At 61.8% G+C, this 24,080-nt stretch carries 20 protein-coding genes, 1 tRNA gene and 1 pseudogene; 16 read left to right on the top strand and 6 right to left on the bottom strand.

Translation table 11 applies throughout. From position 1 onward, the window contains the following. The first annotated feature begins 17 nt into the window (after positions 1 to 17). The 12 genes from AC1RDJ_RS23015 (at position 18) to AC1RDJ_RS22960 (ending at position 12,036) form a co-directional block, all read left to right on the top strand. Positions 18 to 1,487: a hypothetical protein gene (locus tag AC1RDJ_RS23015; protein ID WP_493028816.1), complete on the top strand. Its 1,470-nt coding sequence runs from the start codon at positions 18 to 20 to the stop codon at positions 1,485 to 1,487. Beyond that, positions 1,484 to 1,645 carry a hypothetical protein gene (locus AC1RDJ_RS23010; protein ID WP_493028815.1) on the top strand — a complete coding sequence of 54 codons (162 nt, stop codon included), beginning with the start codon at positions 1,484 to 1,486 and terminating at the stop codon, positions 1,643 to 1,645. Before AC1RDJ_RS23015 ends, AC1RDJ_RS23010 begins: the two co-directional genes overlap by 4 nt. Positions 1,646 to 2,325: 680 nt before the next feature. Next, a complete protein-coding gene (locus AC1RDJ_RS23005; RefSeq protein ID WP_493028814.1) occupies positions 2,326 to 3,180 on the top strand; it encodes a hypothetical protein in 855 nt (284 codons plus the stop codon). Then, positions 3,181 to 4,980 (top strand): hypothetical protein, encoded by a 1,800-nt coding sequence (locus tag AC1RDJ_RS23000; RefSeq protein ID WP_071323116.1) that lies wholly within the window; start codon positions 3,181 to 3,183, stop codon positions 4,978 to 4,980. Positions 4,981 to 5,096: 116 nt separating this feature from the next. After that, a complete protein-coding gene (locus tag AC1RDJ_RS22995) occupies positions 5,097 to 6,950 on the top strand; it encodes a hypothetical protein (protein WP_493028813.1) in 1,854 nt (617 codons plus the stop codon). Positions 6,951 to 7,017: 67 nt separating this feature from the next. Continuing rightward, the gene (locus tag AC1RDJ_RS22990) at positions 7,018 to 7,446 is read left to right on the top strand and encodes a hypothetical protein (RefSeq protein WP_071323118.1); all 429 of its coding nucleotides are present in this window, start codon (positions 7,018 to 7,020) and stop codon (positions 7,444 to 7,446) included. Beyond that, on the top strand, positions 7,443 to 7,958 hold the full coding sequence (locus AC1RDJ_RS22985; RefSeq protein ID WP_493028812.1) for a glycoside hydrolase family 19 protein: 516 nt from the start codon (positions 7,443 to 7,445) through the stop codon (positions 7,956 to 7,958). The genes AC1RDJ_RS22990 and AC1RDJ_RS22985 overlap by 4 nt, the downstream gene beginning before the upstream one ends. After that, positions 7,955 to 8,281 carry a hypothetical protein gene (locus tag AC1RDJ_RS22980; protein ID WP_493028811.1) on the top strand — a complete coding sequence of 109 codons (327 nt, stop codon included), beginning with the start codon at positions 7,955 to 7,957 and terminating at the stop codon, positions 8,279 to 8,281. Before AC1RDJ_RS22985 ends, AC1RDJ_RS22980 begins: the two co-directional genes overlap by 4 nt. Before the next feature lie 811 nt (positions 8,282 to 9,092). Beyond that, positions 9,093 to 10,592: a nucleobase:cation symporter-2 family protein gene (locus tag AC1RDJ_RS22975; protein WP_493028810.1), complete on the top strand. Its 1,500-nt coding sequence runs from the start codon at positions 9,093 to 9,095 to the stop codon at positions 10,590 to 10,592. A 68-nt stretch (positions 10,593 to 10,660) separates the two neighbouring features. Next, positions 10,661 to 10,747: transfer RNA gene (locus AC1RDJ_RS22970), tRNA-Leu, on the top strand. Between the two features lie 89 nt (positions 10,748 to 10,836). Beyond that, positions 10,837 to 11,121 (top strand): hypothetical protein, encoded by a 285-nt coding sequence (locus AC1RDJ_RS22965; protein WP_493028809.1) that lies wholly within the window; start codon positions 10,837 to 10,839, stop codon positions 11,119 to 11,121. Positions 11,122 to 11,700: 579 nt separating this feature from the next. Further along, the gene (locus AC1RDJ_RS22960) at positions 11,701 to 12,036 is read left to right on the top strand and encodes a hypothetical protein (RefSeq protein WP_493028808.1); all 336 of its coding nucleotides are present in this window, start codon (positions 11,701 to 11,703) and stop codon (positions 12,034 to 12,036) included. 184 nt (positions 12,037 to 12,220) lie between these two features. Here AC1RDJ_RS22960 and AC1RDJ_RS22955 read toward each other — a convergent pair. The 4 genes and pseudogenes from AC1RDJ_RS22955 to AC1RDJ_RS22940 all read right to left on the bottom strand — a co-directional run. Then, positions 12,221 to 12,517 (bottom strand): annotated as a pseudogene (locus AC1RDJ_RS22955) (DDE-type integrase/transposase/recombinase); the annotation flags it as partial. A 264-nt stretch (positions 12,518 to 12,781) separates the two neighbouring features. Next, complete coding sequence (locus AC1RDJ_RS22950) at positions 12,782 to 15,079, bottom strand: TonB-dependent receptor (protein ID WP_071326359.1); 2,298 nt, start codon at positions 15,077 to 15,079, stop codon at positions 12,782 to 12,784. Positions 15,080 to 15,517: 438 nt separating this feature from the next. Beyond that, positions 15,518 to 15,907 carry a nuclear transport factor 2 family protein gene (locus tag AC1RDJ_RS22945; protein ID WP_071323124.1) on the bottom strand — a complete coding sequence of 130 codons (390 nt, stop codon included), beginning with the start codon at positions 15,905 to 15,907 and terminating at the stop codon, positions 15,518 to 15,520. Continuing rightward, the gene (locus AC1RDJ_RS22940; protein WP_071323125.1) at positions 15,907 to 16,119 is read right to left on the bottom strand and encodes a hypothetical protein; all 213 of its coding nucleotides are present in this window, start codon (positions 16,117 to 16,119) and stop codon (positions 15,907 to 15,909) included. The genes AC1RDJ_RS22945 and AC1RDJ_RS22940 overlap by 1 nt, the downstream gene beginning before the upstream one ends. A gap of 246 nt (positions 16,120 to 16,365) precedes the next feature. On the opposite strand from AC1RDJ_RS22940, the gene AC1RDJ_RS22935 reads away from it, so the two are divergent. Together AC1RDJ_RS22935 and AC1RDJ_RS22930 are read left to right on the top strand one after the other, a co-directional pair. Next, positions 16,366 to 17,196: a hypothetical protein gene (locus AC1RDJ_RS22935; RefSeq protein ID WP_071323126.1), complete on the top strand. Its 831-nt coding sequence runs from the start codon at positions 16,366 to 16,368 to the stop codon at positions 17,194 to 17,196. 394 nt (positions 17,197 to 17,590) lie between these two features. Beyond that, positions 17,591 to 19,531, top strand: a complete 1,941-nt coding sequence (locus tag AC1RDJ_RS22930; protein WP_493028807.1) for a phage tail tip fiber protein — start codon at positions 17,591 to 17,593, stop codon at positions 19,529 to 19,531. 42 nt (positions 19,532 to 19,573) lie between these two features. On the opposite strand, the gene AC1RDJ_RS22925 is transcribed toward AC1RDJ_RS22930, so the two are convergent. Further along, entirely contained in the window at positions 19,574 to 20,077 is a 504-nt protein-coding gene (locus tag AC1RDJ_RS22925; protein WP_198043897.1) for a DUF2939 domain-containing protein, read from the bottom strand. 125 nt (positions 20,078 to 20,202) lie between these two features. Continuing rightward, positions 20,203 to 20,649, bottom strand: a complete 447-nt coding sequence (locus AC1RDJ_RS22920) for a DUF2939 domain-containing protein (RefSeq protein WP_493028806.1) — start codon at positions 20,647 to 20,649, stop codon at positions 20,203 to 20,205. 119 nt (positions 20,650 to 20,768) lie between these two features. Between AC1RDJ_RS22920 and AC1RDJ_RS22915 the strand changes: the two genes are divergently transcribed. Together AC1RDJ_RS22915 and AC1RDJ_RS22910 are read left to right on the top strand one after the other, a co-directional pair. Next, positions 20,769 to 21,605 carry a hypothetical protein gene (locus tag AC1RDJ_RS22915; protein WP_493028805.1) on the top strand — a complete coding sequence of 279 codons (837 nt, stop codon included), beginning with the start codon at positions 20,769 to 20,771 and terminating at the stop codon, positions 21,603 to 21,605. A 167-nt stretch (positions 21,606 to 21,772) separates the two neighbouring features. After that, on the top strand, positions 21,773 to 24,004 hold the full coding sequence (locus AC1RDJ_RS22910; protein ID WP_493028804.1) for a penicillin acylase family protein: 2,232 nt from the start codon (positions 21,773 to 21,775) through the stop codon (positions 24,002 to 24,004). Positions 24,005 to 24,080 lie beyond the last annotated feature (76 nt).

Raw genomic sequence — 24,080 nt, 5'->3', positions numbered from 1 at the left:
AAACCTTGAGTGAGGCCATGAGCGACGCGCAGTTCACCGCGTGGCTGCGCAGCACCTCGGCGCGCCGTCTGGTGCTGATCGAGGTGGTCGTGCGCAGCGGTGCCACGGAAGTGACGCGCTTCCTGAGCACGGGCGCGTATGTCACGGCGCCCGACGATACGCCGCCCAACCTGGCGTACCAATCCATCGTCTCGACGGGCATGCAGTTCACCGAGCAGCTGTCGCTGGGCGGTGAGGCCAGCCTGTCGGCGGGCGATATCGAGATCCACAACCCGTCCGGCATCCGCGACGGCTGGCTCGATGACGTGTGGATGAACCGGCCGATCCGCGCCTGGATCGGCGACCCGCGCTGGCGCCGCGGCGACTTCCGCATGATCTTCAATGGCGTGGTGGCCGACATCGCGCCAAAAGGGCGCGACAAGCTGGCCCTGAAGCTGCGCGACAAGCTGCAGCGCCTGAACACGCCCGTCAGCGAGGCCAAGCTGGGTGGCGCGACGCCGAACAAGGACGCCGTGCTGCCGCTGACTTTTGGCGAGGTGCACAACATCACGCCGCTGCTGGCCGATCCGGCCCTGCTGCAGTACCAGGTGCACGGCGGCGCCATCGACGCCGTCATCGAGGTGCGCGACAACGGCCTGCCGGTGCGCATCACGGCGGACAACGCCAGCGGCAAGTTCACGCTGGCGGCGGCGCCCGCCGGGACGGTCACTGTTTCAGTGCAGGGCGACCGTCCGGCCGCCTACGCCAATACGGTGGCCGCGCTGGTGCGGCGCCTGGCGACTGCCTACGGCAAGGCGGGCGACCGCTTTGCCGACAGTGACCTCGACGTGGGCAATCTCGCGGCTTTCGATGCCGCGCATCCGCAAGCCGTCGGCCTGTTCCTGGCCGGTCGCACGAATGTGCTCAACGCTTGCCAGATGCTCGCGTCCAGCCTGGGCGCACAGCTGGTGATGTCGCGCCTGGGGCAGCTGCGGCTGCTGCAAATCAGCCTGCCGCCCGTCGGCTCGCCAGCGCAGGTGGGGCCGCAGCACATGGTGGCGGGCACCCTGACGCCTGTCAGCCGCAGCGCGCCGACGGCATCCGTCAAGCTGGGTTTCTGCAAGAACTGGACGCTGCAAACGGGTCTGCTGACGGGTATTCCGGTCCAGCACAAGGATCTGTTTGAAACGGAATGGCTGACGGCCACCCGCTCGGATGCCGGCGTGCAGGCCGATTACCGGCTCGACGCGGAACCGGTACAGCAGGACACCATGCTGTTGCGCCGCGTCGATGCCGAGGCCGAGGCGCAGCGCCGCCTGGCGATTGGCCGGGTGCCGCGCACGGTCTATGAATTCGACGGCACGGCGGAAATGCTGGCGCTGGAACTGGGGCAGGCCGTGACGGTGACGCATCCGCGCTTCGGCATGGACAAGGGTATGCCGGGCCAGGTCGTCTCGCTGGCGCCTGACTGGCTGACGGGACACGTGAAAGTGGGATTTATCGTATGAGCACCATCCTCAATGACCGCGACGCGCTGCAGCAGGTGGCGTCGCCACGCCTGACGGCGCCGGAAGCGGGCGCCTTGCTGGTGTTGTCCGCGGACAGTCTGGTGTTCCACGTCGATACGGAAGGAGCCGGGGGCACCGGGCGTGATCACCCTGACTGATAGGAAACGCTGTTTTTACCGGCAAACGCCAGCCCTTCGGTTATGTTTCCGACGCCTTTGCGCCAATTTCTGGTTCCGGCGACCCGTACTACATCTACCACATTAACCCGCTACATCCGCCGATGGCGTTTATCCAGCTTCTTTCGCCACAACGGTTTGCCATCTGCTCCATTTTGAATGTCGGAGCGAATACCTGGGAAATCGTTGTCAGTGGTGCCGTGTGGACTGTCATACCGACAGTCCAGTGTTTCTTGCGGCTGGTCGGGCAGGGAGCCTCGGGGCTCGTGGGTGTGCGCATCCGGGACAGCGCGGCAAGCCGGACCTGGGACAGTACGGAAAAAATGCTCGTCATTCGGCGCAAGCTCGACTGGCCTCGTTTCGCGACACCTCCAAAGGCGGCGCGGTGCAAAGCCAGGCACTGACGGGCATCGGCTCTCCGTATCTGATTTCCTCTGCCGCGCCCGGCCGCTCCGAGGGAAATGGCGCCAGGCTGAGCAGCGATGCGCGGTTTCGTATTACCGCCTACAGCCCAGGCTGGACTTTGTCCAACGGTGAGATTTCCAGGCTTTCCAGGGGACCACATCGTTCGTGTATCGGGATGACAATAATTCCGGCTGGAATGCCTTGCCCCAGAGGAGCGGTGCTACATCATTAACGGTGACGACTACTGAATGACTTCCATGAAAACTCTTCGCATTATTTACGACAACGCGGCAGACCGGGCAACGCTTGCCACCTCGACGGCGGCCGGCGACCTGGCGGCCGGCAATCTGCAAAGCGATATCAAGACCGACATCTATCGCTCGACGGGGACGCGGGCGACTTTTGTCCTGTCCTGGCCCGTGGCCGAACGCATCGGCTGCGTCGCCTTTCCATTTACCAATCTGACTTCAGGCGGTGCCATGCGCGTGCGCCTGTATGCCATGCCGGGCGATGGCGCGCCCGTGCTGGACACCGGCTGGGTGCGCGCGTGTGCACCGGCGCCGTTCGCGCCGCGCGACTTCGGCATTCTGCCGCTTGCCTTCAATGCCTATCGCTGGGGGGGCGTGGGCACCTGGGGCGGTGGCGGCGGCGCGGCGGCAGTGGCGTGGTTCGACCCGGCGCGGGGCCGGCACATGGTCATCGACCTGGACGATGGGCAGAACCCGCAAGGCTACCTCGAGGCTGGCCGCCTGGTGGCGGGCGACTATTGGTCGCCGCAATGCAATGCCGATTATGGCGCCGGCCTGCAGAACCAGGATAGCAGCGCGCATTTTCGTAACGAGGCGGGCGACTTGCTGACGCAAAAGGGAAACACGAGCAACAAGCTGACCCTGCAGCTCAGCCACCTGCAGGCAGATGACCGCATGCGCCTGGCGCGCATCCTGCGCGACAACGCCAAGCATACGCCCATGCTGGTCAGCCTGTTTCCAGAAAACCCCGATCCCGTGCTGGAGCAGGAATACACCGTGTACGGCAAGGCCAGCAATCTGGGCGCCGTGACGACACCGTATTTCGGCACTTATGCCTTTCCACTTGAAATCGAAGGAATTTGAATGTCCAAGAAATTTTATCCAGGCCAGCTCGATGTCGTCGAGAAACTCAACCAGATGGATGACGCGTTTGCGGCGGGGCCGTACAACGCCTTGCCCTTGACTGGTGGCACGATGACTGGCCCTATCACGACGCCCAGCTTTATCACCATGGCGGTACGGGGCCCGGGCCAGCAGCAGAATGTTGGTCTGAGCAATGGCTGGTGGCGTGTTGCCAAGTTCAATGTGGCCGCCTTGGGTGGCGAAGCCACTATCCGGATTTCCGGCGCGACTTCTTATTCCTCATATGAAACTAGCTCCAATGGCATCGAAACGGTGATCTTGCTGCGCTGCGATAACGACGGCAAGATTCGTGGCTCCTGGTACAGCACCGGCGATGGCAAGCATGCCGATATCCAGGGGGTCAGGATAGGCAGCGATGGCGTCATCTATGTGGGCGCGGTGCAGTTTTCCACGCTGTCCTGCTATATCGACTCAAATATGTGGTTTCAGCAAAAGCTGGAATTCCTGGGCACCGAGCCGCCCAAGGATTCGTGGGATGCCATCGCGGTGTATGCACTGAGCGTTGCTGGTGCACCAGCCATGACAGTGCGGCCGGGAGCCGTCGAGTTGCAGACTAATTCGACGTTGAATGGTCCTAAAACCATCCATGCAGGCTTACGCGGCGGACAGCAAAGCAGCCTGTCGGTGCCGAACGGCGGCAATCCATTGTTGGCAAACACATATTACGAAGTGGGCGCGCTGGGTGTCGGCGGCATAGCCGGCGCTGCGTTTCCCGGCCGCTTCCTCTGGTCCACCTCCGCAGGCACCGGCAGCCTTTATTCTCAAGGCTACAAGATGAATCTGCGGGCCTGGGACGAAAGCAGCGCTAATTTTTCCGCACCGTTGCTGGGTATCACCGGCACAGGCCAGGTGGCGTGGCCGGGCAATATGCGCTGCGGTCCCGCCTCCACGAGCGCGGCGGCGCGCGACCTCCATACGATTTACAAGGATACGACACCGGCGGGAGAGATACTGTACGTGGGCCGCACCGGCGAACCGGCGACGGCCACCCTGGCGGTGCTGGCTGGTGCCGGCACGGCATCATGGGCGGGGAGCACCGCCGTGCTGTATGTGGGCATCCAGACTACCGGCCGCAGCATCAATGCCGCCGGCACGATCAATGCCAGTGGCGCCGATTATGCCGAATACATGTTCAAGGCCCCTGCATGCGGCAGCGTCGCGGCAGGACAGGTGATCGGCGTCGGCGCGGATGGCAAGCTTACCGATCGCTGGGCTGACGCCATTTCGTTTGCCGTGAAATCCACCGATCCCTGCATGGTGGGCGGCGACAAATGGTCGCAACAGCTTGGCCAGCGTCCTGCCTCCGTGACGCGTGTCCTCGATGGCGTCGAATCGCAGCTGGTCAGCGAGGCGCAAGCTGCCGTTGATGCCATCTATGACGGTCTGACGCTGGTCTCGCCGGCTATTCCGGCCAGGCCCGCTGCGTACCGCGAAGTCGCCTTGCCTGGCGAAACGGACGAAGAGTGGGCGGCGCGTCAGGCACCGGGCCTGGCCTTTGACCAGGCACTCGAAGCGTTGCGCCAGACGGTCGACCGTATCGCATTTGCCGGCCAGGTGCCCTGCAATGTCCAGGGTGCCGTTCCCGGCCAGTTCATCGTGCCGGTACAGGATGGCGAAGGCATTGCCGGCATCGCCGTCAGCGAGGAGGATATGTCGCTCCAGCAATATATGCGCGCCATCGGCAAGGTCATCGCCATCGAAGACGACGGCCGTGCGCGCATCGTCGTCAAGGTCGCCTGAGTACGGCAATCCAATGTGGCCCGCTTCGGCGGGTTTTTTTTCGCCTGTGGCGTCCGGTTTTCCAGGCGACCTCCAACCCAGGTGCCAGCCAATAACAATGAAGTCGAGGAATTGAAATGGGTGATTTTTTTTACTATGGACAGAAGGATACGATCCAGCGCCTGAACGAGCTGGCCGGGCGCGGCGCCGTGGTGGCGTCGTATGCGCCGAAGGCAGGGATGTCGCCGCTGGGAGGACCGAACGGGTTTATGGATCCGGGCTGGATTGATCCCAATACTTCGATTGTGACCGCAAGCCCTATCAGTGTGGGCGTAACAAATAAATCGGGTTACTCCTACATCGGGCAGAACTTCCCAACTGGACTTTGGTATCGTATTGCCACATTTTCTGCTGATACAGATAGCAATGCACAACACCTGCGAATCGACGGCGTCTTGAACGACAACTGGGCAGCCGCTTTGAGCACTCCTTTTGTGATCTTGCTGGGCGTCAGGGGAGGATTTTATTACGACGCCACGTTTAACGGCATTGTCCCGACTAATATGAGGATACAAGTTTATCTTCAGGCGAACGGCACATATGAGGTATACCTGAACGCGAGAGCGTCAACGTATGGCACCGCCTCCTTCAATATGTTGGGTTTTACGACAACAACATACGCGAATCCTGCCTCTGTAGCAGCAACGCCAGCCGGAACGCTTGTCTATGATTCCGGTAATTCAGCAGCCTATCCGCCGCGCCAGCGAGGTATATCAAAAAACGGAACCAACGCGGCTCCGGCAATCGCAACACAGCTTAATGCAGGACTGTTTATTGGCGACTGGACGGCCGGCGGAGCCTACCTTCTTCCATGCCCTGCGGGTACGCCTGCTGGGCAAGTCAATAGTATCGCTGCCCTTGGCATCGGGGGACTGGCCAACTCTTATTCTGCGGGAAATTTTGGCTGGTTTGTTTCCGGACGGCATGGTGTTGAATCGTCTGACAAAGACGGATTTCGCCTGACATTGAGGGCCTACGCCAAAGATTCCAACACGACTTCCGCAGACATTGCGCGATTTCAGGGCAATGGCCAGGTGTATGTGCCCTTGTTAAAAGCGGGCAGCTCCAACATTGGGCCGCAACACAATATCAGCCGCAACGTTGCCGAGGGAGATCCGGTTTTGTACGTTGGCACCGATGCCGGCGCCTATCCATCCGTATGGATCGTTGCGTCAAATGGCCAGGCCGGATGGTCGTTTTCACCCGCAGTATTGTCTGTTGGTAAAAATAGTACAACAAACCGCAGTATTAATGTCCCCGGCACGGTGAATACTAATGGCAACGATTATGCCGAGTATATTTTCAAAAGCCACACCTGCGGAATCGTCGCTCCTGGCCAGATTGTCGGCATCACCGCTGACAATGAAGTCACTGACAGGTGGAACGGTGCAGTGATGTTTTCGATCAAGTCTACGGCCCCCTCGTTCGTCGGTGGCGATTCGTGGGGCACCGACATCGGGTCGCGCCCGTTGGCACAGGCTGGAGCCGAGCCGACCCAGCCTGTGCGTCGTGAGGACGTGCGCATGCAGCAGCCAGTTCCCGATTCCAATCCACCGGCATATGAAGATGTGCTCACCGAGCCCGGCGACACCGAAGACGAGTGGATCGAAAAGCAGGCTGTCTTCGCAGCTGCGCTGCTTGCCCACCATGCCGCTGTAAAGCAGGACGCCGAAGCCATGGCCGCCTTTGACGCAGCCCTGGAAGCCCGGCGTCAAAAGGTCGACCGCATCGCCATCGCCGGTCGCGTGCCGGTGAACGTGCTGGGCGCGCAGCCTGGCGACTACATCGTTGCGGTGCAGGATGGTGTCGGCATCAAGGGCATCGCCGTGCACGAGGACGACCTGAGCGACAGGCAGTACCGCAAGGCGGTCGGGCGCGTGATCTCGATCGAGCCCGATGGCAGGGCCTACGTGATGGTCAAGGTCGTGTGACATCGTGGCCATTTCTCCCCAACCCGCTCCGGCGGGTTTTTTCATTTCCACCACCTGAAAGGCAACCATGGCCATCGAAACCACCGCCGCCGGCGGCGCACTGATCAAACTGTTTGGCGTGCCCGTGCTGGCCGGCGCCGCCGCCACCTCGCTGGGCTTCATGTTCATGTGGCCCCAGTCGACGAAGGAGGCGTTCATCCGCTTTTGCTCCAGCATTATCATTTCCACCTTTCTCGGTCCGTTGCTCGTGGCGGCCGTGCTGTCCTGGTGGCCCAGCCTGTTCGATAGCGCGAAGACCGTGGCAGGCCTGTATGGCGGCGATCCTGCCACGGGCTTTCTCTTCATCGCCGCACCGCTGATGGTGGCGGCCGGCTTGCCCGCCTGGTGGGTGCTGGGCGCCTGCGTGCGCTGGTTCGACAAGCGCCGCGGCAAGGATATCGGCGAACTGGCGGCCGATGCGGCCGCTGTCGTCAAGGATGTGCGAGGCGTGCTGTGACAGGCGCCCAATTGATACAGATCATGCCGCTGGCCGGCCATCGCGCTAACCTGTTCCTGGCGTACTTGAATGCGGCGATGGCGGAATTCGGCATTAATACGCCGCTGCGCCAGGCGGCGTTCCTGGCGCAGGTGGGCCACGAGTCTGGCCAGTTGCGCTATGTGCGCGAACTGGCCAGCGGAGCGGCGTACGAGGGACGTGCCAATCTCGGTAATGTCGTCGCCGGCGACGGTGTGCGTTTCAAGGGCCGCGGCTTGCTGCAGGTAACGGGACGCGCCAATTATGCGGCGTGCGGCGTGGCGCTGGGGCTCGACTTGCTGGCCAGGCCGGATTTGCTCGAGCAGACGGCCTATGCCTGCCGCTCGGCGGGCTGGTTCTGGCAATCGCGTGGCTTGAACGGACTGGCCGATGCGGGCGACCAGGAAAAGGTGACGCGCCGCATCAATGGCGGCGTCAATGGCCTGGCCGAGCGCCTGGCCCTGTACCAGGCGGCGCGCAAGGTGCTCGCATGAAGCCGCCATTGGCCGTGCTGGCCATGCTGCTGTTGCTTGGGGCGGCTGTGTTTTCCGCCCAGCGCTGGGGCCGCGAGGCGGGCCGTGCCGCCTGCACCGTGCAAGTAGAGGCGATGCAAGCGGCGTCGCGGCGCCAGAATGATGCCTTGAAGGTGATGCGCGAGGAGGGCGCGCGCCGCTCTGCGCGGGTTCAGCAGGCGCTGGCCGGTGCGCAGGCCGGGCAGGCGGACGCGCAGGCGGCTGCCGGCCGCATCCTGGCGCTGCAGCCCGATGGCGACGCCTGCCGCGCGGCCGAGGCATTGATCGCCAGCGAGTTGCCATGAAGCCGTCGATGAGGCCATCGTCCAGGAGGGCGCCAGACGTATCCGGCGTATCAGGCTTGCCGCGCGATGGCTTTCTGTTTGCCTGCCTGTTGTTTGTTGTCTCGCTCAGCGGCTGCGCGGCAGGGCCAGCGGCGCCGGAAATGTGGCCGGTAGCTCAGCCGTGCATCACGTCGCGCCCAGTGGCGCCGGCCTTGCCTCCGGTGCCGGCCCGCGGCATCTTTGTGCAAGTGCAAGCGCTGCTGGCGCGTGAACACTTGCATGCTGCCCATGCACGGCAACTGGAGGCGCTGCTGGATGCTTGCGCCAGCAACTGAGCAACTGAGCAACTGAGCCGCTGGACTTCCATTTTCTGGATTTTTGCTTTCAGTTGTCTTCTGGCGCATGACGCCTGACAAAATCGTAGCGAGCAGAAGCAAGGCTTGGCCCCTCCGCTGGATCAAGAAGCACGACTGTACGAAGGTCGGGGGACGCCGCGTCAGTGAGCATCGCAGATCGTCAATTCCACATGCGGCAGGTTTTCATAGCGCATAGCGGTTCTTGGCCCACCTTCTGCCACCGGCTGGTGCGAAGGGCGCGCTGGCATGCCAGAAAACAGTGCGTCCGGTGCCTGACGTTGCGATGGTGACGGGTTTTCGCACAATGGCTGTATACAATTGGCCTGGCACGAAGCGTGCATGGCTTTCCTTGCCTGTCCCATCTCAAGGAGCTTCGCATGTCTCATCCGCCGCTGTCGTATTCCTGTCGTCCAGCATTCCTTTCCGCATCTATCCCCGACCATCGCGGTTGTTGCATGACAGGAATGGGAGCGTAAATGGCCTCGCCCCGCTTGAAGTCCATCCACCGCCGCAGTGCCGGCGCCACCGTGCCAGCCATATCGCCTGTCGATGAAATACTGCCTGCCGGCAAGCTATTTACCCTGGGGCTGCAGCATGTGCTGGTCATGTATGCGGGCGCCATTGCCGTGCCCTTGATCGTGGGACGTGCTCTTAAACTGTCGCCGGAGCAGGTGGCGGCGCTGATCAGCGCCGACCTGTTCTGTTGTGGCCTGGTGACCCTGATCCAGTCGCTGGGACTCGGCAAATACTTTGGCATCCGCCTGCCCGTGATGATGGGCGTGACCTTTGCCGCCGTCAGCCCCATGCTGGTCATGGCCGGCGATCCCGCCCTGGGCATCACCGGCATCTTTGGCGCCGTGATCGGCGCCGGCGTCGTCTCCATGCTGATCGCCCCCTTCATCAGCCGATTGCTGGCGTTGTTTCCGCCCGTCGTGACGGGCAGCATCATCGCCGTGATCGGCGTGTCGCTGATGCGCGTGGGCGTCAACTGGGCCATGGGCGGCCCGCCGACCATGGCGCAAATTGCCGACCCCGCTTTCGTCAAGTTGGCCGCTGCCGCCACGGCGGCCGGCTTGCCCGCGCCAGCCGGGCCCGCGCCCATGATCGCCAATCCCGGCTATGGCGCGCTGGACAACATGGGTATCGCCTTCTTTGTGCTGGCCGTCATCTTGTTGGTGGCCAAGTATGGACGCGGTTTCCTGTCGAATATCGCCGTATTGATCGGCATCATCGCGGGCACGGCCCTGTCATTCGCGCTGGGCAAGGCCGATTTCGCCAAGGTAGCCAGCGCCCAGCTGTTTGCCATTGTCACGCCGTTCCAGTTCGGCATGCCCACGTTCGACCTGGTCGCCATCGTCACCATGAGCCTGGTGATGATCGTCGTCATGATCGAATCGCTGGGCATGTTTCTGGCGCTGGGCGACATGACGGACAGGCGCATCACGCAAGCCGACATCAGCCGCGGTCTGCGGGTCGATGGCCTGGGCACGTTGATCGGCGGCCTCTTCAACACCTTCCCTTACACCTCGTTTTCGCAAAACGTGGGCCTGGTGGGCGTGACGGGCGTGCGCAGCCGCTGGGTCTGCGTCGCGGCCGGCATCATTTTGCTGGTGATGGGCGTGATCCCGAAGATCGCGCAGGTGGCCGAAGCCGTGCCCGCGTTCGTGCTGGGCGGGGCAGGGCTGGTCATGTTCGGCATGGTTGCCGCCACAGGCATCCGTATCCTGGCCGGCGTCGATTACAAGAGCAATCGCAACAACCTGCTCATCGTGGCCCTGTCGATCGGCTTCGGCATGCTGCCCCTGGTGGCCGAGCAATACGCGCAGCACATGCCGAAAGCCCTGTCGCCGCTGTTGCATAGCGGCATCTTGCTGTCGGCCATCGTTGCCGTGCTGCTGAACCTGTTCTTCAACGGGTTGGTGTCAAAGGAGGAAGCGCAGGACAAGGCCAGGGAGAGCAGCCACGGCAGCGAGTGACGACGATATGCCAATTGCCGGGCAAGATGGTGTAATCGGTATCACTTGTGCTAGAATCTTGCCGCGCTGCCCGGATGGTGAAACTGGTAGACACTGGAGACTTAAAATCTCCCGCCTGTAAGGGCGTGCCGGTTCGATTCCGGCTCCGGGCACCACGAACAAAAAACGCATAACGTCAAAAAATCTGCTTTCCTCTCTTTTCATCGGGGAAAGCAGGTTTTTTTTCGTCTGTCAGAAATGCAAAATGGCACGTAATACCACCAAATGCTGCTACCATTTGCCAAAATTTACCAATGAATTTACCAAAATGGCAGCTCCAGTCAATATCCTGGAACAGGACCTCCGCGCCATCAAGCGAGTGACCAGGCCGATGCTCACCTTTACGTCGCCCCGTTGCACTGGCAATGTGCTCGCAGGCCTTGAACTCATGCACATGATCCACAAGAAGCCGTTTGCAATCGATAGCGCCGATGATATCTTGGTCGCCAACCAATTTTATGCACTCGCTGCGCAGGATCGGCTGATTTGAGGCATGGCAATATCTGCTTAAAAAATCTCCCTCAGATCAGCGACGGGATAAAACTGTTTACTTCGATCCACCAGATAAATCGAAATTGACTTGCGGCCCGCAGCAGCGACGAAGAAATCAGTCGAAGGAATGAATGCAGTCAATAGAAATATTTATGCAACATTTGCCTTGACATGTGTGGTGTGATCGGAAATATAATGCCACATTAAGATATTTTCACTCTTTTATGGCGCCACTTCGAGAACTCATATTGAACATTGAAGATTGATTCGATCAATAAACATGATGCCGTGCTGCTCTAGTTCTGCATGTTTTATCTCCTAATTATTTCAGGAAATTAAAAATAATTAAATGCACATCAAAATTTGTTGATTGTTGATTGTTGATTGTTGATTGGTAAAACTATGGAAAGCGCATTTTAAAATCTTGGAAATGTTTTATTCTGAAGAGAAAATGCGGATTTTACACTGGGAAATACTGTGTAACGATAAAGGTGATCGATATAAGAGATGTTTTCGGTCATGGCGCGATGCCATCTGATTCGCCACGAAATTTGATAAATTAAAAATAGGATTAATAATGAAGCGTCTTTTTGTTTTTTTACTTGCTGCAATGTTGCCCATTTCTTCCTTTGCAGCCTACCAGTGTGACGTTAAAGTAATCAAGGTGCTAATTTATTCTAATGGCAATGTAAATGTTCTGCATTCAGGCCGCAATGACTATACCGTAGTTTGCAACTTAAATTCGACTTCCGGCGAAGTCTCCCCAACTACTTGTGCGATGTGGGCTGCAATGCTGCAGTCCATAAAGAAAAAGGATGGCAATGCAAATTTCTATTTTAACGGCGATGGAACATGCGCTACGATGAATACCTACGACAGCGCGCCAGTTCCAGCGTATATCGGGGATATCTGAACGTGTTTTCCTGTTTGACGATCCACCCAAATTGTCCGTCCCGCAGCATGACCGGCATATTTAGTAAGTGAAATGTCACCATAGAAGGCGTGATATGGTAATACGCGAAGGCGACGCTAATTTCGAAGGTGCTGTCGCGTTGTAGATCCGGGAACGAAATTTCCCCGGAATGGCGCTGCCGCCTTCAAACTGGACGGATCTGTCCTGCCAGCGAATAGAATTGGTCGGCGAATGGCATCACAACTGTGCGACCCATTGCGAACTGGCCCTGGCGGATCAAGTGCATGAGCTCGATGCCTGCAATCACGGAGCCGGCGCAGTGGAATGATTTGAAGTTGAACATCGGTTTGGTGGCTCGCTTGATAGCACGGTGGTCCTGTTCCACGATGTCGTTGCGAGATTTGACCAGGCGCACGAGAATCGGCCAGCTCCGGCTGGCATTGACCGCGTTGATGGCTTACTTGTTGGTTCCGCTCTTGTCTGTTAGTGGGATTAAATGGCATTAAATTGCCAATCGACGTTGCAAGTTGTTGATATGTCGTGATATTTGATTCCGGCTCCGGGCGCCACGGTTTGCAGACATGGCAAGATACGCATAAACCCGCACTTCTCCCACGAGAGTGCGGGTTTTTTGTTGCATTTGAGCTTGCGTGCGACGCCCGAATGGCCGAATGCCGTCCGGCTCGCACCGAACGGCATTCTGTCTGCCTAATTTCTCTTGACGCGAGTCAAGTCAACCCAACCCTCAAAACGACGCCTTGAACTGCACCCCATATGTGCGCGGCTCGTTGACGATGCCGGTCAGGTTGTCGAAATCGATCGCGCCCAGCGACTGGATCTGGTTGGTGATGTTGCGGCCGTAGGCGGCGATTTCGTATTTGTCCCATTTGTAGCCGACCCGCAAGCCGCCTTCCAGCAATTCCTTGGCCTTGTATTCCTTCGCTTCATACAGGAAGAAGTTGTAGCTGGTGCGGTAGGACCAGTCCGTGTAGGCGAAGAATTCGCCGTTGGCGACGGGGATGCTGTATTTCAGGGTGAAGTTGGCTTGCCACTCCGGCGCGCGCGGCAGCGGATTGCCGTCGATGTAGGCCGTGCCTTTGAACGGACCGAGCGGGTCGGTGACGGTACAGCCGCTGGCCGGGTTGTTTTGCGCATTGCCGCAGCTTTGCACGAACAGCTTCTTGTCCTGGATTTCCGTGTGGTTGTAGCTGCCGCCCAGGGTCATGCTGAGCGAGTCGCTGAGGTTGGCCTGGAAGTCCAGTTCCACGCCCTGGCCCGTGGCCTTGTCCGCGTTGATCAGTTGGTTCATGTTGACGGCGCCGCTGCCGGCCGTCAATTGCTTGTCCTTCACGCGGTACTGGAACACGGCCAGGCTGAGGCGGGCGCGCTTGTCGAACAGGTCTTGCTTGATGCCGGCCTCGACGGACAGCGCTTTTTCCGCGCCGGCAAACGAAGGGCGGTCGGCCAGGCCGTTCAGCCGGCCCTGCATCGACGGCGCGCGGTAGCCGGTGGCGATGCGCGCGTAGGCGTTCGTTTCCGGCGTCAGCACATAAGTGCCGCTCAAGTCCCAGCTGACGTTGTGCGAGGTGTCGTTCAGGTTGAACGGACCGGCCGTGGTCGCTTCCACTCGCTTGGCCGAGAAATCCTTCTTGTCCGTCGTGTAGCGCAGGCCGGCGCGCAGTTTCAGCGCGTCGGACACCGTATAGTTGAGCGAGCCGAAGGCCGCGTACGACTTCGAGCTCTGGTTTTGCGTGGCGTAGGCGCTGTTTTGCGGATTGCCCGGTGCCAGGCTGTTGAAGCTGATGCTGTCGATCTGGATGTCTTCCTTGAAATAGAACAGGCCGGCGATCCATTGCAGCGGTCCCTTGGCGCTGGACTCGGCGCGGAATTCCTGCGAAATCTGCTTGTGGTCCGGGATCACGTCGGCCGTTTCCACGACGAAGGGGATGAAACCCGGGCCCATCGGGGGCGCGTACACGGCGCCGTAGCCGCCGTCGACGTCGGCGCGGCTGTAGAAATCGAGTTTTTCATAACCGGTGATCGAGTGCAGGGTCACGCCGTCGAGGTCCCATTTCAGGCGCATGCTGCCGCCCTTGGTTTTCAGGTGCTGGCGGTTGATGCCGTCCGTGGGATAGGAGCCGTAGTCGAAATTGTCGACCAGGTCGTTGGTACCCTGTTTCAGGATGTTGGCGCGGAACAGCGTCGCCGTGCCATCGAGGTTGCGCGCGTGCACGTTGAACAGGGCGCTGAAGTCGCGCGTGGGCTTGACCAGCACCTGCAGGCGGGCGGCGCTGTCTTCATAGCCTTCGAAGTCGCGCGTGCCGGTGGGGCGCGGGTTGTGCACGCGGTCGTCGCGGCGCTGCGTCTGGCCGGAAAAGCGCAAGGCCACGGTGTCGCTGACGGGCACATTGAACGCGCCTTCCAGGTTCTTCATGCCATCCTTGCCGAAGCCGCCGCTCAGGTAGCCTTCCGTCTTGAAGACGGGCTTGGCGGAATCGAACTTGATCACGCCGGCCGGCGAGTTGCGGCCGAACAAGGTGCCTTGCGGGCCGCGCAGCACCTCGACCTGGTCCACGTCAAACACGGGGAACCCCTTCAGCATGGCGTTTTCCTGCACCACGTCGTCCATCACCAGGCCCACCGGCTGCGAGGCGTTCAAGTCGAAGTCGGTATTGCCCAGGCCGCGGATGTAGAAGCGGGGGAAGGTGCGGCCGTAGTCGGACTCGACGGAAACGCTGGGCGAGCGGCTGTTGAGGAAGCGGATGTCGGCGCCGCCGGCCGTCAGCGTGTCGAGCTTGTCGCCCTTCAGGGTGGCGATCGACATGGGCACGTCCTTGATGTTTTCCGCGCGCCGCTGCGCCGTGACGATCACCGTTTCCAGCTGCCCCGGTCCCGCCTGCGCGACGGCAGCGGCGGGCGTGCCGGCGGTCGCCGCCGGAATGCTGTCCTGCGTCTGTCCCTGCGCCATCGTCTGCAAGGGGAAGGCGGCAGTGATGGCCAGGGCGATCAGGGTGTGGCGGACTGTGCTGGCATGCGGTGTCATCATGAAACGGCTCCTATCGGTCGAGGTTGTTCGAAAGGTCCAGGCAGGCGTTGCTTGGCTGGACGAAAAGTCATGCTAGCACGGAAAGTTTTGGTATTCATGCCATTTTCCAGGCGCAACAATTCATATGAAATTCGACTGAATAGGCGAATAAAATCGTATTTGTCGTCAATATCAGGCGGGTGCATAGTGGAGAGCCGGCAGGCGTGTCCGGCCCTGCATTGTGCTGTGCCTGGCGCCACTGTTCCCTGTGGCGGCGCAAGACCAGGGCGATCTGGCCGTGCCGATCACGTCGTCACGCTGGCAATACAACACGGATGCGGCGATTTTTTTTCGCGACGGGCTTGTTGTTGCCGTGCGACAGGCCAGACTCCCGATTGCGCTGCCAGTGCGCGCTGGCATGCCGGCAGCGCGTACTCATGGAGAGGGATGGGGCGCTCAGCCGGGAATCGGCGTGCCCTGATGAAAAGCCATTTGCCAGCGGCCATCGCGCCACTTCCAGAGCGAACTGCGCCAGCTGGCGCCGGCCGGCAGGGCGGCGCTGGCGTGCCGCAGGCAATGGTAGGTGACGAAGGCCGCGTCATCGGCCAGCCAGCGGACCTGGAACTGGCTGATGCTGCGCTGGCAAAATTGCTCCTCGGGCAGGTCGGCGAGGGTCGCCGCGCGCGTCCAGCGATTGCCCGAACTGCCGAACTCGACGAACTCGTCGGCCAGCAGCGCGGCCAGCCTGGCGCTATCGGCGCGCACGGCCTGGCTTTGCAGCGCCGTCTCCAGTGCCAGCAACTGCGCGGCCAGGTCCGCGCCGCCACGTCCTGCCGGTGGCGTCATCAGATGGGGAAGGCGCCCGCGCCCGAGACATTCAGGCAGGCAACCTTGTCGCTGGAAAAGTATTTGATCTGCCCCAGGCCGATCGCGTAGCAGCCATCGCTCAGCGGCGAGATGGGGCCCGTGAGTTTTTCGCCGTTGACGAGGGTGACCACCCACGGCGTGGTGGCCGGTTTGCCCGCGTGGGCCAGTGCGTGTTGTACGACATCGTTCATGGTGTCTCCCTTTTTTGTTGATCTACATGGCGGCCTGCTGGCCGTGCCGGATTTTCCCGCAATTCTACCGTTTCCTGGCGCCGTCCCGCATGCGCGCGCGGCCGGCCGCCGCTTGATGCCGACGTTCCCGCTTTCCCGCTTGCCGGTCAGGGTTACCTGCGCCCGCTTTTTTTACACATTGACACTACAAAGGAAAACTATCGTGCCTACGCCTGATATCCGTCCAACTACGCGCATGGAGGCTGCATGAGCCATCTGCGCATCATCCACGACAATGCCGCCGACCGGGCCACGCTGGCGGCATCCAGCCAGAGCGGCGCGCTGGGCCCGGCAAACCTGCTGACGGAAGACCGCGCCCAGGTGCTGCGCTCGCTCGGCACCGCGCTGAGCATCAGGGCCATCTGGCCGACGCCGGAACTCGGCGGCTGTGTCGCGTTGCCGTTTTGCAACTTGACGCCCCTGGCCAGGATACGGGTGCGCGGCTATGCGCAGCCCGGCGACAGCGTCCCGCTGTTCGATACGGGCGCGGTGGCGGCGTGCGACTACGCACCGCTGGGCTTGTGGGACTGGGGCGCCTTGCCGCTGGGCGTGAATGCCTTCTCATATGGCGGCGGCACCTATGCGCGCGTCTGGTTTCCCATCACCAGTTTCCGGGTCCTGCTGATCGACTTGAGCGACCCGGAGAATCCGGCCGGCTTCCTGGAGGCGGCGCGCCTGGTGGTCGGCAGCTATTGGAGCCCGCAGAACAACGCCGCGTACGGCGCCGGACTGGCCCTTGTCGACACCAGCACGCAGTACCGCACGGCCGCCGGCCAGCAAAACGTGGAACTGGGCGCGCAGTACCGCAAGCTGACCCTGCCGCTGTCGAACATGACGGCGATGGATCGCGCCGGTCTGTGGCGCATCGTGCGCGGCAGCGGCCTGTCGCGGCCTCTTTTTGCCAGCCTGTTTCCCGACGACGAGGACCCTGAACTGGAACAGGCGCACCAGGTCTACGGGCGGCTGGCCAACCTGGCCGCCATCGCCACGCCGTCCTTTCAAACCTATGCCACCACCATCGACATCGAGGAAATCTGATGACTGATTTTTTACCAAGGAGAGACGGCCCTGAGCTGGCAGCTGACCCGCCTGGCTGGCCGCGCTGCCGTCGCCGGACCGCATGCGCCGGCAGCGTGCCGGTCAATGGGGCAGGAGTCCGGCCGGGCGACTACATCGTGCCGCTGCAGGACGGCACGGGGGCGGCACCGCGGCGGATGCTGCCGGTATGTCGCTGGCGCAGCACCAGGCCGCCGTAGGCCGCGCGATCGCCATCGAAGCTGACGGTCACGCCTGCATTGTGGTCCAGGCCGTTTAACTGCCATGGAGGCCGGCCGCGCTTCGTGCATGTGGCGTGGCAGGCACCGATTATGAATACATTGAAAGAAAATATGATTACGACGCAAATGCAGTTTTCACTGGCGGGAGAGCAATAATGGCCGCACCGATCAATGACCGCGACCTCTTGTTGCAAGCCACGTCGCCCCGCTATGCACCCTCGCACGATGCGGGCGTGCTGCTGTCGGCCAGTTCCAGCCTGTTTGAGGTGACGCAAGGCGGCAGCGCCGCACCGGCCGAAATCGTGTTGACAGCGACCATCCTGGGCGCTTCGGGAAGCGTGCTTTTTTCCACCGCGCCGGAAACGCCGCTGCGCGTGAGCGGCAATTCGGCCACCCTGCGCTATGCCGACATGGTGGCCAGCACGGTGACGGTCAGTGCCACGGCCGTGATTGACGGCCGCAGCCATGTTGGCCGGCAAACCATTGCCATGTCGCGTCCTCTGGACCTGACGCCGCCGCCGGCGCCATCCGGTTTGTTTACCACGGGTAAGGCTGCCACCATCGAATTGGGCTGGGCGCCGCCGCCCGCAAATTATCATCAGCTTGCCTATACCGAGGTGTGGCGTGCACCCGTGAATAATTTTGCCCAGGCGACGCTGCTGGCCCGTGCCGACGGCCGCAGCCATGTCGATCCGGTGGGCCCCGGCGCCACGCGCTACTACTGGATACGCTATGTCTCGTGGGCGAACGTGCCCGGTCCCTACAATGCCTCCTCCGGTACTGTCGGCGCCTCCGACATCGAGGTCGAGCATCTGCTGGGCGTACTGACCGCGCAATTGACGGAAAGCCAGCTGAGCAATCATCTGGGCGACCGCATTGCGCTGGTCGACGGACCGGCCACGCTGGCCGGCAGCGTGACCCAGCGCCTTGCTGCCGAGTCCCAGGCGCGTACAGCCGCCATCCAGATCGAGGCGACGACGCGCGCCACGCAGACGGGCCAGCTGTCGGCGCAGTACACGATCAAGCAGGATGTCAACGGCTATATCAGTGGCTACGGCCTGGCGACGACGGCCAATAACGCCACCCCGACCAGCCTGTTCGCCGTGCGCGCCGATACCTTCATGATCGCCAACCCCAGCGGCCCCGGCATCCCCGCCAGCATGCCCTTCATCGTGCGCGCGACGGAAACCGTCGTCAATGGCGTGACCGTCCCGATCGGGGTCTATATTGCGGACGCCTATATTCAGAATGCTTCGGTCACGAATGCCAAGATCGGCGGCGATATCTGGAGCAGCAATTACGTGGCCGGGCAGGCGGGCTGGTATTTGCAGCGGGGCGGCGACCTGTATGCGAACAATGTGCGTTTGCGCGGCAGTATCGCCGGCGGCACCTTTACTTCTTCTGCCTGGCCTGCTGCGGGAGGCGGCTTCTATCTGGGGCCGGAAGGCCTACGCCTGGGGAATAAAAATACGGGCGGGTATTTCCGCCTGGATAGCGATGGCGATATTTCCTCGCCACAGTTCCAGGTCGCTGCCGGCAATGCCACGTTTTCCGGTGTGCTGAAGGCCGCCTCGGGCAGTCTGGGCACGATCACTTCCGGCCGCCTGCAGAATGCGGCGAATACGGCCTATGTGAACCTGGATGCCAGCGGCGACCAGATGTTCATCTCCATCGGCGACCAGATCGGCTTGCGGGCCAACGGTTCGGGCTATTTCTCGCGCGACATCGTGTCCGCGCCCAAGGTCGTCAAAAATGGCACGCTGGCGATCGATGTCGGCTGGGTCGGAAATATATCGGGCAATCTTGTGCCATTTACCGTGTATATCGATACAGGTCACGATTTTGCCGTCGGGTGGCATACCACCGCTGGCGATACCTTTCTGGCCAATGCCACCATTTCCTTCGGCGGCAGCAGTTCGGGGGGCGGCTGCAACGGGTTTGGCGAGTCGACGGTGGTCGTGGGCGATGGCCTGGCAACTGCCACAGGCTTGCATCCGATCGATAACCGTATTTATATACGATATACCTGGACGCCAGTCCAGGGCAGCGGCAGGATATACCCCGCAACTCTGGATTGGAAGCTGGTTAAAGTATAGGGGAAAGCGGCGGCTGGCAGGCCTGGCATGCCGCCGCATGCCTCACGCGTCGGCCAGCAGATTCTTCGGCAGGGCGACCGACACCAGCTTCCAGCGCCACAGGCCGTCGCGCGCCAGGGTCAGTTCGCCGATGTGGCTCTTGCTGTGGGAGCGCTGCACGACGACGCTGTCCCAGGACGTGTAGTGCAGCTTGTATTCGGGCTTGTTCTTGCGCTTGCGGCCGCTGATGTCGCTGACCTTGGCGATGGGATGTTCGTAGCGGTCGTTGAGCTTCATCAAGGCGACTATGCCTTCGGGCATCAGCATGGTGTCGAGCAACGGGTCGATGACGTCCGGGTCGATGTCGTCGGCCACTTCCGGCGCGGAAAACAGGGTGTGCAGTTGGCTGCCCAGGCTGCCGCGCAATTGGTCCAGGTCGATATGCGCGGCCAGCGCCTGCGTATCCTCATCCATGGTGGCTTCACGGATCTGGTTCATGGTGAAGTACGGGCTGCCATAGAAGACGCCGGCCAGCGCGACCAGTGCCACTAGGGCGAGAAGCAACATTCTTTTCATCGTGCAATCTCTCGGATGCCTGGCGACCCGGTGCGCCTGAAGTGTTGGCATTCTACATAATATTTCCAAAAATCAATATAGCGGTTTAGGTAAGTGTTGTTTTAGATCAAGTTTCATCAAAGTAATTCTGGTGGCAAGGTAATGTCCATCAATTGCCAGTCCCAGATGCCATGGCGTCGCAGCAGGAACTGGCTGGCGGCGGGGCCGGCGCCACTGCGCCGCAGCACCACTTCGTTCCATGAGCGGTAAGCCATGCCGAAATCGTGGCGCTTGCCATCGGCGCCGTGCTTGCCATGCAGGATCAGGACCGTGATGCCGGGCGGCGAGACGATGGTGTCGAGCATTTCTTTCAGCTCGTCCTCGTTGGCCGTTTCGCCGGCTGCCCGCAGCTGGCGCGCCACGCTGGCGCGCACGGCCGGCAGGTCGGCGTGCTGCGCCAGGGTGTCCAGGCGCACGGATTTGGCCGCGATGCTGATGCGGTACATGGCGATGTAGGGGCTGACCCAGGTGAAGCCGATGGCGGCAACGGCAAAAATGATCGCGGTGGCGTACTTTCTTTTCATGGTCTGTGTCTTCGGATGAGCTGTGCCGCCGTGATTTTACCCGGCCAGGGCCGGCGGATGGTGTAGCATTCGTGCCGGCGCGGACCATCGCGCCGCCAGCTGTATTATTGAGGACAACCATGAATATCACTATCAATCAGGTGCTGCAGTCGTATATCGACCCGCTCACCGCCAGCGAATACGCGGCGCTCGAACGCAGCCTGCTGGCCGAAGGCTGCCGCGACGCGCTGGTGCTGTGGAACGACGTGCTGATCGACGGGCATAACCGCTACGCCATCTGCCGCCAGCACGGCATCGAATTCAAGACCATCCAGAACACCAGTTTTATCTCGCTCGACGACGTCATGCTGTGGATGATCGACAATCACCTGGCGCGCCGCAGCGTGTCGGACTTCCAGCGCGGCGTGCTGGCCTTGCGCAAGAAGGAAATCGTCGCCGCGCGCAGCCCGGCGCCCGTCAGCGCCCAGGATGCGCCGGACGGCGAAAACGCGCCGAAGCCGGCCATGAGCACGCGCGAAGAGGTGGCCAAGGCGGCGCGCCTGAGCAGCAACCAGATCAGCCAGATCGAGAAGATCCAGAAGGCGGCCTCGCCGGAGCTGGTGGAAGCCGTCCGTTCGGGCACGATTTCCATCAATGCGGCGGCCACCGTGGCGTCCTTGCCGCCGGAAGAGCAGGTGGCGGCCGTCGCCGGCGGCAAGAAGCTGTTGCGCCAGGCGGCCAAGGAAATCCGCGAACAGCGCGCCGCCACGCGCACGCCGCGCGAACCGAAAGTCCACGTGCCGCAGGACACGCCGGAAACGGGCAACGAACCGTGGGCCGAGAACGCGGCGCAGGCGCCGTCCGAAACGGAGCGCCTGCGCGCCGAGATCGCCAGCCTGAAACAGCGGGTGGCGCAACTGCAGGCGGACAACGTGGAGCTGAACCAGCGCATAGCCGCCCTGATCGACGCATCGTAGGGCACCCGCTCAAACCGCCGCGTCGCGCCGTGCGGCGTGCCATGCTCACCGGCCCGGCGCCGCCGTATCCAGTACGGTGGCGCCTCACGGCCACAAGGGCGCGCCGGGCCGCACTGCCGCCCGCGACGGTTTTGTCAGGTGCCGTGACTGTATTTCTGGAGCCGTACATGCTACATCGCAGTGATTTTTTCGCCGCCATCGCCTGCGGCATCGTCGCCAGCGCCCCCGCGCTGGCCGCACCCGCTGCCTCCGCTGCCGTTCCTGCCGCCGAGATGGCCCGCTGGCAAGCGCAGGCTGCCAACGTCAGCATCGCGCGCGACACGTGGGGCATTCCCCATGTGACGGGCAAGAGCGATGCGGACGCCGTCTTCGGCCTGATGTATGCGCAGGCCGAGGACGATTTCCCGCGCGTGGAACTCAATTACATCAACGCCATGGGACGCCTGGCGGAAGTCGAGGGCGAGCAGGAACTGTACCGCGACCTGCGCATGAAGCTTTTCATCGATCCGCAGGAGCTGCAGGCGCAGTACCGCGCCAGCCCGCCGTGGCTGCAAAAGCTGATGCAGGCGTTCGCCGATGGCCTGAATTTTTACCTGGCCACGCATCCGCACGTGAAACCAAAGTTGATCACGCATTTCGAGCCGTGGATGGCCTTGAGTTTCAGCGAAGGCAGCATCGGCGGCGATATCGAATCCGTCAGCCTGGCGCAGCTCGAAGCATTCTATGGCCAGCAGGCCAGGCCCGCCGCCCTGGCGCTGGCCAGCCTGGAAACCGGGGCGGAATCCGGCATGGACCCCGAGCCGAGCGGCTCGAACGGCTTTGCCATCGCGCCCGCCATCACGCGCAATGGCCATGCGCTCCTGATGATCAACCCGCACACCTCGTTCTACTTCCGCCCCGAAGTGCAAATGACCAGCGGCGAAGGCTTGAACGCGTATGGCGCCGTCACCTGGGGCCAGTTCTTCGTCTACCAGGGCTTCAATGAACGCGTGGGCTGGATGCACACGTCCGGCGGCGGCGACGTCATCGACGAATACCTGGAAAGCATCGTCGACAGGGACGGCGCGTGGTACTACCGCTACGACGGCGCGCTGCGTCCCTTGAAAGCCGTGCCCATCACCTTGCCCTATAAACTGGCCGGCGGCGGCATGGGCAGCAAGACCATGACGGTCTACTACAGCCACCACGGCCCCATCGTGCGGGCGCAGGACGGCAAATGGGTGGCCGTGCGCCTGATGAACGAACCGTTGAAGGCGCTCACGCAGTCGTACACGCGCACCAAGGCGCGCGACTACGCGGCGTTCTACCAGACGATGGAACTGCGCACGAATTCGTCGAACAACACGGTGTACGCGGATGCGGACGGCAACATCGCTTATTTCCACGGCAATTTCATTCCCGTGCGCGACCCGCGCTTCAACTGGAAGCAGCCCGTCGACGGCAGCGACCCGGCTACCGAGTGGCAGGGCTTGCACACGGTGGCGCAAACCATCACCCTGTTCAACCCGAAGAATGGCTGGATACAGAACACGAATAACTGGCCGTATTCGGCGGCCGGGGCCAGCAGCCCGCGCCAGCAGGACTACCCCGCCTACATGTCCGTGTACGGCGAAAATGCGCGCGGCCTGCATGCGGTGAAGGTCTTCCGGAACCGCACGGGATTCACGCTCGACAGCCTGATCGCCGCTTCCTACGACAGCGAGCTGACGGCGTTCGAAGCACTGCTGCCGCCGCTGTTTGCCGCCTGGGATGCGCTGCCGGAGCATGCCCCGCAAAAGCTGGCGCTGGCTGGCAAGATCGCGCTGCTGCGCGCCTGGGACTGGCGCTATGCGCTGGACTCCACGCCCACCTCATTGGCCGTGTTCTGGGGCCAGGAGCTGGCGGAGCTGACGGGGAAACAGGCGAGGGAGCAGGGCGTGCCCGTGGTCGACTTCATGGCGACGGACAAGGTCACGGCGGCGCAGCGCCTGGCCGCGCTGGCGACGGCGGCCGATAAACTGCAGCGCGATTTCGGCAACTGGCAAACGCCGTGGGGCGAGATCAACCGCTTCCAGCGCCTGACGGGCGACGTGGTGCAGCCGTTCGACGATGCGAAGCCCAGCTTGCCCGTGCCTTACGCCTCGGGCAACTGGGGCGCGCTGGCCGCGTATGGCCAGAGCAGCAAGAGCACGACGCGCAGGATTTACGGCGAACGCGGCAACAGCTTCGTGGCGGCCGTGGAATTCGGCCCGCGCATCAGGGCGAAAAGCATACTCGCCGGCGGCCAGAGCGGCGACCCGGCATCGCCGCACTTCAGCGACCAGGCGGCCATGTACGCGCGCGGCGAATTCAAGGACGTGCTGTTTTATCCCGAGGACGTGGCCCGGCACCTGGAGCGCAGGTACCGGCCGGGGGAGTGAACGGTGCTGGTCATGGCAACAATGTGTCGGATTACGCTTCGCTAATCCGACCTACGGTATCGCCTGGCATGTAGGT

The sequence above is a fragment of the Janthinobacterium sp. GW822-FHT07H10 genome (assembly GCF_058798675.1).
Note: the sequence above shows the minus strand (reverse complement) of the source record. Positions and strands in the feature narration are given on the sequence as shown.

What these genes read in the sequence shown, in the direction of transcription:
- AC1RDJ_RS22990 (WP_071323118.1), top strand. Translation starts at nt 7,018, where the DNA reads ATGGCCATCGAAACCACCGCCGCCGGCGGCGCACTGATCAAACTGTTT.
- AC1RDJ_RS23010 (WP_493028815.1), top strand. Translation starts at nt 1,484, where the DNA reads ATGAGCACCATCCTCAATGACCGCGACGCGCTGCAGCAGGTGGCGTCG.
- AC1RDJ_RS22910 (WP_493028804.1), top strand. Translation starts at nt 21,773, where the DNA reads ATGCTACATCGCAGTGATTTTTTCGCCGCCATCGCCTGCGGCATCGTC.
- AC1RDJ_RS22945 (WP_071323124.1), bottom strand. Translation starts at nt 15,907, where the DNA reads ATGACGCCACCGGCAGGACGTGGCGGCGCGGACCTGGCCGCGCAGTTG.
- AC1RDJ_RS23000 (WP_071323116.1), top strand. Translation starts at nt 3,181, where the DNA reads ATGTCCAAGAAATTTTATCCAGGCCAGCTCGATGTCGTCGAGAAACTC.
- AC1RDJ_RS23015 (WP_493028816.1), top strand. Translation starts at nt 18, where the DNA reads ATGAGCGACGCGCAGTTCACCGCGTGGCTGCGCAGCACCTCGGCGCGC.
- AC1RDJ_RS22940 (WP_071323125.1), bottom strand. Translation starts at nt 16,119, where the DNA reads ATGAACGATGTCGTACAACACGCACTGGCCCACGCGGGCAAACCGGCC.
- AC1RDJ_RS22995 (WP_493028813.1), top strand. Translation starts at nt 5,097, where the DNA reads ATGGGTGATTTTTTTTACTATGGACAGAAGGATACGATCCAGCGCCTG.
- AC1RDJ_RS22980 (WP_493028811.1), top strand. Translation starts at nt 7,955, where the DNA reads ATGAAGCCGCCATTGGCCGTGCTGGCCATGCTGCTGTTGCTTGGGGCG.
- AC1RDJ_RS22950 (WP_071326359.1), bottom strand. Translation starts at nt 15,079, where the DNA reads ATGACACCGCATGCCAGCACAGTCCGCCACACCCTGATCGCCCTGGCC.
- AC1RDJ_RS22925 (WP_198043897.1), bottom strand. Translation starts at nt 20,077, where the DNA reads ATGTTGCTTCTCGCCCTAGTGGCACTGGTCGCGCTGGCCGGCGTCTTC.
- AC1RDJ_RS23005 (WP_493028814.1), top strand. Translation starts at nt 2,326, where the DNA reads ATGAAAACTCTTCGCATTATTTACGACAACGCGGCAGACCGGGCAACG.
- AC1RDJ_RS22935 (WP_071323126.1), top strand. Translation starts at nt 16,366, where the DNA reads ATGAGCCATCTGCGCATCATCCACGACAATGCCGCCGACCGGGCCACG.
- AC1RDJ_RS22960 (WP_493028808.1), top strand. Translation starts at nt 11,701, where the DNA reads ATGAAGCGTCTTTTTGTTTTTTTACTTGCTGCAATGTTGCCCATTTCT.
- AC1RDJ_RS22965 (WP_493028809.1), top strand. Translation starts at nt 10,837, where the DNA reads ATGGCACGTAATACCACCAAATGCTGCTACCATTTGCCAAAATTTACC.
- AC1RDJ_RS22975 (WP_493028810.1), top strand. Translation starts at nt 9,093, where the DNA reads ATGGCCTCGCCCCGCTTGAAGTCCATCCACCGCCGCAGTGCCGGCGCC.
- AC1RDJ_RS22930 (WP_493028807.1), top strand. Translation starts at nt 17,591, where the DNA reads ATGGCCGCACCGATCAATGACCGCGACCTCTTGTTGCAAGCCACGTCG.
- AC1RDJ_RS22915 (WP_493028805.1), top strand. Translation starts at nt 20,769, where the DNA reads ATGAATATCACTATCAATCAGGTGCTGCAGTCGTATATCGACCCGCTC.
- AC1RDJ_RS22920 (WP_493028806.1), bottom strand. Translation starts at nt 20,649, where the DNA reads ATGAAAAGAAAGTACGCCACCGCGATCATTTTTGCCGTTGCCGCCATC.